The organism is Streptomyces sp. FH025, assembly GCF_017427025.1.
Lineage (GTDB): Bacteria > Actinomycetota > Actinomycetes > Streptomycetales > Streptomycetaceae > Kitasatospora.
This window is the reverse complement of sequence record NZ_JAFLNG010000990.1, coordinates 1-2,132: the sequence shown is the minus strand read 5'-3', so window position 1 is coordinate 2,132 and position 2,132 is coordinate 1. Positions and strand designations below refer to the sequence as shown.

The 2,132-nt window shown below is 72.6% G+C and carries 2 protein-coding genes; one reads left to right on the top strand and one right to left on the bottom strand.

Annotation, left to right across the window (positions count from 1 at the left end; all coding sequences use genetic code 11):
• The first annotated feature begins 150 nt into the window (after positions 1-150).
• A complete protein-coding gene (locus J0670_RS36505; RefSeq protein ID WP_207817065.1) occupies positions 151-1,272 on the top strand; it encodes a magnesium and cobalt transport protein CorA in 1,122 nt (373 codons plus the stop codon).
• Positions 1,273-1,307: 35 nt separating this feature from the next.
• Here the strand turns inward: J0670_RS36505 and J0670_RS36500 are convergent.
• On the bottom strand, positions 1,308-2,132 hold an 825-nt coding region (locus J0670_RS36500; RefSeq protein ID WP_207817059.1), incomplete at its 5' end, for a DMT family transporter.

Sequence of the window (2,132 nt, the reverse complement as noted above, 5' to 3'; positions counted from 1 at the left end):
CCCGGGCGCGCGGATCGACGGCGGACGTCGGACGGACCGGCCGGGAGAGCACCTTCATCCCCCTTCACCGGTGTTCCTCGCCGCCGCACCACGGCCCCGCCTTCGCCCTTCCCGCCGCCGTGCGACGGTTCCTGCCCCAGGGAGCCTGTCATGTCGATGATCAACAGCCTGCGCGCCGCCGTCCGCACCAACCGCCGCCGGGGCGCCGTCGGCCCGTACGACGCCGTGCCGGCGGGCAGCGGCTCGGCGGTCGTGGACTGCGCGGTCTACCAGCACGGCAAGCGCAGCGGCGAGAGCTGCAGCCCCCGCGAGGCCGCCCGGCGGGTCAAGGCGGCGCACCAACTGGCGGACGGCGCCGGGTCGTTCAGCTGGATCGGGCTGCACGAGCCGACCGAGGCCGAGTTCGGGGGGATCGCCCAGCGCTTCGGCCTGCACCCGCTGGCGGTGGAGGACGCGGTGCACGCGCACCAGCGGCCCAAGGTGGAGCGCTACGACGACGTCCTCTTCGCCGTCTTCAAGACCATCCGCTACGTCGAGCACGACCAACTGACGCCCACCAGCGAGGTGGTGGAGACCGGCGAGCTGATGGTCTTCGCCGGGCGGGACTTCGTGATCACCGTGCGGCACGGCGGCCACGGCTCGCTGCAGGAGCTGCGGCACCGACTGGAGGCCGACGCCGACGAGTCGGGGCTGCTGGCCAAGGGCCCCTCGGCGGTGCTGCACGCGATCGCCGACCACGTGGTGGACAACTACCTGCTGGTCGCCGAGCGGTTGCAGACCGACGTGGACGAGATCGAGTACGGCGTCTTCTCGGCCAAGGGCGGCCGCAGCGCCGATGTCGGCCGGGTGTACCAACTCAAGCGCGAGGTACTGGAGTTCAAGCGCGCGGTGGTGCCGCTGCTGCGCCCGATGCAGCAGCTGTCCGAGCCGGCGCAGCGCCTGGTGCACCCGGACATCCAGAAGTACTTCCGGGACGTCGCCGACCACCTGGCCCGGGTCACCGAGCAGGTGCACGGCTTCGACGAGCTGCTGAACTCGCTGCTCCAGGCGAACCTGGCGCAGGTGTCGGTGGCGCAGAACGAGGACATGCGCAAGATCACCGCCTGGGCGGCGATCTTCGCCGTACCCACCATGATCACCGGCGTGTACGGCATGAACTTCGAGTACATGCCCGAGCTGCACCACAAGTACGGGTACCCGCTGGTGCTGAGCGCGATCGTGCTGATCTGCGTCGGAATGCACCGGGGCTTCCGCCGCAACGGCTGGCTGTAGCCGCCGGGCTCGACACCCGGCCGTGACCGCCGGGTTCAGCGCCGTCCGCCGCGGGCGACCAGCACCAGGCCGAGCAGGATCAGCACCACCGCCGGGTAGGCGGCCGCCGGCGGCCACTGGCCGAGCCAGAGGGCGGCGATCAGGGCCGCGCCCGGGGTCTCCAGCAGGATCGCGGTGGAGGTGATCGACGGGCCGAGGCTGCGCACCACCCGGTTGCTCAGCGAGTGGCCGAGCAGTTGGGCGGAGACCATGAGCAGCACGATCTGCCACCAGGCCCCGGCCGACCAGCCGGACAGCGGCGTCCCGGCGGCCAGGCAGATCACCAGCAGGACCAGCCCCGTGGTGGCGTAGCAGACCAGGGTGTACGCGGTGGTGCTGACGGTCCGGCGGACCTCGGCGCCGAGCAGCATGTACCCGGCCGCGGCGAGGCCTGCGGCGAGGGCCAGCGCGTCGCCGAGCAGGGCACGCGGGGACATCGAGAGGTCCACGCCGGTCAGCACCAGCACGCCGGCGAAGGCGACGAAGGTGCCGAGCCAGACCAGCCGCGGCGCCCGGACACCGAACAGCCGCATCAGCAGGATCGTCCACAGCGGGGTGGTGGTGACCAGGGCGGTGGCCGAGGCCACCGAGGTCATCCGCAGGCTGGGCATCCAGAGCGCGAAGTGCACGGCGAGCAGCGCCCCGGCGGCGATCGCGAGCAGCAGCGCCCGCCGCCCGATGCCGCGCAGCTCGGCGCGGTGGCGCAGCAGCGCGTACGGGCCGAGGGCGCCGACCGACATGACGTTGCGCCAGAAGGCGATCGCCAGCGCGGGGGCGGCGGTGGCGCTGATCAGCGGGCCGGAGAGGGAGATGCCGCCGAT